General features: G+C 39.2%; 4 protein-coding genes. 1 reads left to right on the top strand and 3 read right to left on the bottom strand.

Translation table 11 applies throughout. The annotated features are described in order from the left end of the window. From ACZFYI_RS15855 to ACZFYI_RS15845, 3 genes are all read right to left on the bottom strand, one after another. Positions 1 to 1653, bottom strand: a 1653-nt coding sequence (locus ACZFYI_RS15855) for a tetratricopeptide repeat-containing sensor histidine kinase (protein ID WP_462525106.1), incomplete at its 3' end; no start/stop codon positions are given. A gap of 77 nt (positions 1654 to 1730) precedes the next feature. Continuing rightward, the gene (locus ACZFYI_RS15850; protein WP_462525105.1) at positions 1731 to 2969 is read right to left on the bottom strand and encodes a S8 family peptidase; all 1239 of its coding nucleotides are present in this window, start codon (positions 2967 to 2969) and stop codon (positions 1731 to 1733) included. Between the two features lie 27 nt (positions 2970 to 2996). Next, a complete protein-coding gene (locus tag ACZFYI_RS15845; RefSeq protein WP_462525104.1) occupies positions 2997 to 3677 on the bottom strand; it encodes a hypothetical protein in 681 nt (226 codons plus the stop codon). A 95-nt stretch (positions 3678 to 3772) separates the two neighbouring features. Between ACZFYI_RS15845 and ACZFYI_RS15840 the strand changes: the two genes are divergently transcribed. Beyond that, positions 3773 to 4666 (top strand): class I SAM-dependent methyltransferase, encoded by an 894-nt coding sequence (locus ACZFYI_RS15840; protein WP_462525103.1) that lies wholly within the window; start codon positions 3773 to 3775, stop codon positions 4664 to 4666. Positions 4667 to 4821 lie beyond the last annotated feature (155 nt).

Below are 4821 nucleotides of genomic sequence, written 5' to 3'. Positions count from 1 at the left end.
TCCTTTGTTAGAGAACTTTATTGCATTGCTTAGAAGGTTTCGGATGATCAGCTGGAGTAAGTCTTGGTCCACAAGCGCAATTTCCTCAATGATATTGATTGTTATCGTTATTTCTTTGGAGTTGGCCTGATATTGCAAGAGTTCTAAACAAGGTCTGATTATTTTTTTGATATTGGTAGGAAGCAATTGCACTTTAAAACCTTCCATTTGAGATTTTGACCAGCTTAGAATATTGTCAATATTTTCATACAAGCCATCTACATTTCTCTTGAGAATATGAGAAATCCCGTCAAACTCTTCCCTGCTGAGTTCCTGAGAATGCATTAGGTCCAATACGCCTTTCAATTGGGAAACAGGACTTTTCAGGTCATGTCCAAGAATCGAAAGAATTCTGTTTTTACTCCTATTTGATTCTGTCAGTTCAACGGATTTCTTCTGCAATTCCACTTTTTGTTCTTCTAGAAGAGAGCGCTTAATATGAAGCCGACTATTGGCATTCTTCATTCTTTTAAGCAAAATACCCAACCAAACTAAAAGGGAGATTGATACTGCAGAAAAAAACAAAAAAAGGAGTAAAATTTTGTTGAAACTTTTTATTTCAAGCTCATTTAAGGAATTCTGAACCTTGAGGTAATTGATTTCTGCATCCGATTTTTCAACCTCAAATTTTGCCTGCAACAATTCCATTCTTTCTTTATCCAATGCAGCTTCTCTCTTGGAATTGAGTTCAGTATATGCCTTTTGGTATTCGAATGCTATTGGAATGTTTCCTTTTTTGTCATAAATCTGAATGAGGGTTTTGTAAGTTTCTATCAAATCATCCAAAAATCCATTTTCTTCTGAAATTATGAGTCCCCTTTTCAAATATTCTATTGCTTTGGAAGTGTTTCCCTTGATAAAATAAGCATTTCCCAATCTGTGCAATACAGTTGCTTCCGATGTTTTGATTTGCTCAGGAGTTGAAATTTCCAGAGAATGTTCATAACTCTCAATGGCTTTATCCACCTCTCCCTTTGAGAGTAGGATATCACCCATCACCCGATAAGTAAAAGTTATGTTATACTTTTCTCCAAATTTTTCATTGTAATCGATCGCTTCATTCGCAAACAAATAGGCAGAATCCAATTCGCCTTTAATGGAATAATTAAGGGCCAGGTTGTTAAGGCTTCTAATAATCAGATAAGGATCATTTTTTGCTTTGCCATATCCATAAGCCTCTCTAAAATTCTTGATGGCCTCATCATATAATTCTTGCCGGTAAAATAAAGAACCGAGATTATTCAAAGCCATTCCAAGTTCAGTTTTGTAATCCTTAGACATGGCAATCAAATAGCTGTCCTTAGAATACCGGAATGCTTTATCCCAAACGCCCAATCTGTAATATATCCAACCAAGATTCCCTTTTGCCCGACTGATTTGAAGGGTATCATTGAGCTCAGAGGCCAGTTCTTCGGCTCTTTGTCCCCAAATCAAGGCCTGCTGCAAATCTTTTTCTCTTGTCAAAAATGTCAAACGATTCAAAGCACTCAATCTGTCTTCTCGGGATACTTGGTGTGAAAGGAGGCTGTTCAAGCTATCTATCTCATTACTCTGAGCAAAAAGGTCCCAAAACAAACCGGATAGCAGGAAAATAAACACAATTGATTTATTCATTAAGAAAAATTGTTTTCGATGATCTAAACAGCCTTAATATTAGTAAAAAAATATGGACTACCCAACCCTTGAAGTTTTCATTTTCCGGAGCTTCTGAATGCAATTGGATCAGCAGGTGAAATTGGATAATTAAGTGCATAGCCATCAATTCCGATTTCACCCAATACCCTGAGTCCTGACACATGAGGTGCGGCCATAGAGGTGCCGGTTTCATACCTATATTTGCCACCCAAAGCGGTTGAATATACATTTACTCCTGGTGCTGCAAATTTAATCGGGAATCCATAATGAGAAAACCAGGCAAACTTGTCCAAAGCATCAATTGCCGAAACCGTAATCGTATAGGTTCCTGCAACTCTGGCAGGACTGAAAGAATTGGCTGGAAGCCTAGAGTTTCCTGAAGCTATCACCATCCATATCTTTTTTTCTTCAGATGCATTGAGCACGGCATCGTCCAAAGCCCTGCTCCTATCAAATCCTCCAAAACTCAAATTGGCAACATCACCCGGAATCCCTTTTTTACCAACGTGGTCTATTCCGGCTATCATACCTGAATAGGAATATTGGGCAAAAGGACCAAAAAATATTTTCACAGGAACTAAGGGGACCCCAGCGGCAACACCCACTACTCCGAAGAAATTATCCAAAGCTCCTATTGTCCCTGCTACATGCGTACCATGACCATGTTCATCTATAAAGCAAAACTTTTTGTCAACGGGATGATAGGCATCAAAGGCTTTTTCAATACATACATTAAGATCAGGATGGTCAAGTTGGATTCCCGTATCTACTACATAAACAGAATTTTTACCGGAATATGCAAAAGGACCTCCCACCCTTTTGATTCCCCAAGGAATGATTTGGGTATTGATAGGATCAGAGTCACCGTTGGCCAATGGTTTTACAGGAAACTCGCCTAACATCCCGCCCCTATCCTGTTCTACATATTTTACCAAAGGATCATTTTTTATTTGCTCCAACTTGGCTTTGTCAAATTTGGCACAAAACCCATTTAAGACTGAGGAATAAACCCGCTGTATGCTATCCTCAGCTATCCTGTATTTAGCCAATAAATTGATTGCTTCTCTCCTCATCGAAACCTCCATTGACGCTACATCGGTATGGATTAACCTACCGGAAATCTTTTCTTCATGAAAAACAACAATGTACTGATCCTCAATAGGAACAGTATTTGCAAAGGAAGAAAAATCTAATTTTTGGATGGGTTCTGTATCCGCTGTTTCTTCCTGTGAACAAGAAAAAAGGATGGTAGAAGCAAAAATTATAATGAGCGGGAAAGCCTGAATAGACCTCATATAACTGACTTGGGCTTGGAATTAATGTTAATTTTCCAAAAATGTAATCATTTTTTTCATATCAATTGGATCGTTTGGATCAAGTTTATTTTCTTTTATAAATTCTTTCAATCCATCACTTCTATTTCCTGCCCATTCCTTCAGTCCGGTGCTGTTGGTTTTGATTTCAACGCTCTGCATTCCCTTCAATTTGTAGTACTTAATATCGTGTCGAAAAGTATCATATTGTGGTCCGGAATAGCCATCCCGCTGCCCGCTAGGCCTGATCAAAGTCTTCTTATGGGAGGCAATGTATTTTTCACCTTCCTTTTCATAAAGGATCTCTACTACCTGAGGCTTTCCTTGTAAGTATTCTAATTTGAAAATCCTTTTTTCCTCTCCTGAAACTTCTATCCATTCCCAATTTCTAAGCAAAAGTGGCTCGGAATCTTCCCCTCCGGTCTGTATATAAACTTCATTCTTTTCCAATAAAATATTAAATGGTATCTCATTGTAATCCTTCCCGTCTTTCAGACCAATTTTCCCCAGAGGAGGAATGTCAAACAAAAAGGGAGTACCAACCAATCCATCACTTTTGGGATTGATCCTAAAAGTACCGAGGTATTTGGGTTCAGGGCCTTTCAAAGACTGTACAGTCTGACTTTGGACAGAATTGGAAATACCCATTCCAAAACCAAAAACTATCAAGATGAGGGACAAACTTTTCATTATTCACTTTTTGAATGGAATATAACCCAAATTACCTAAACAATTCCCAATTATAAAATCCTTCTGCTCTCCGATTATATAATTACTTTTGCAGCATGAAAGAAACCATCCTCTCACTCTCCCCACAGCATTGGGAAGATTATGAACTGATTGATACCGGTGGATTTGAAAAACTGGAAAGGTTTGGGAATTATATCCTCAGCCGTCCGGAGCCCCAGGCGATTTGGGACAAAAGCATGAATGAACATGAATGGAGGGAAATGGCAGATGCGCATTTTGCTAAGGAAAAGAACAATCCCGAAAAGGGCCAATGGAATGAACTGAAGAAGATTCCCCACAATTGGCAAGTCAAATATCAAAATCCGGATGGGTTGAAAATGAAGCTCAACCTGGCGATGACTTCTTTCAAACATATCGGACTTTTTCCTGAGCAGGCAGTAAATTGGGATTACATTTCTGATACGCTGAAGAGCTTTCCGGTTAAAAACCCTAAAGTTCTAAACTTATTCGCTTACACCGGTGCCGCTTCAGTAGCGGCAAAAGCCTGCGGCGCAGATGTCACTCATCTGGATTCTGTCAAGCAAGTAGTCACTTGGTCCAAACACAATATGGAATCTTCTGGGCAGGATGGAATCCGTTGGATTGTGGACGACGCCATGAAGTTTATAAGGAGGGAAGTCCGTCGAGGAAATAAATATCATGGTATCATCCTTGATCCTCCTGCCTATGGACGTGGTCCTGATGGCGAAAAATGGATTTTGGAAGAACAGATCAATGAAATGCTCAAACTTTGCGCCGAACTTCTTGAGCCTGATCACCACTTCCTGATTCTCAATATGTATTCTCTCAGCTTCAGCTCGATGATCGCTGCCAACCTTGTCAAATCCAACTTCAAAGAAGTCAACAATGCCGAACATGGCGAGTTATACCTAGTAGATCGCTATAAAAAGAACTTGCCGCTGGGGATTTTCTTTAGGTTTAGGAGTTAGTAGTTGTAGTTGTTGTAATGGTTGTAGTTGTTGTAATTGTTGTCTGCTTCGCGTTGTCAGGTTCTCGGGTTATCAAGTTCTCGAATCCGGCATTCTCAATTCAGAATTATGAATTAAGAATTTCTCTCGTCTCAAATCTCCCATCTAATAAATGA

The organism is Aquiflexum sp. (genome assembly GCF_977115555.1).
This window is presented reverse-complemented; position numbering and strand designations above follow the sequence as displayed.

Excerpts from the sequence above, each read along its gene's own strand:
- ACZFYI_RS15850 (WP_462525105.1), bottom strand. The coding sequence starts at position 2,969 with ATGAGGTCTATTCAGGCTTTCCCGCTCATTATAATTTTTGCTTCTACC.
- ACZFYI_RS15845 (WP_462525104.1), bottom strand. The coding sequence starts at position 3,677 with ATGAAAAGTTTGTCCCTCATCTTGATAGTTTTTGGTTTTGGAATGGGT.
- ACZFYI_RS15840 (WP_462525103.1), top strand. The coding sequence starts at position 3,773 with ATGAAAGAAACCATCCTCTCACTCTCCCCACAGCATTGGGAAGATTAT.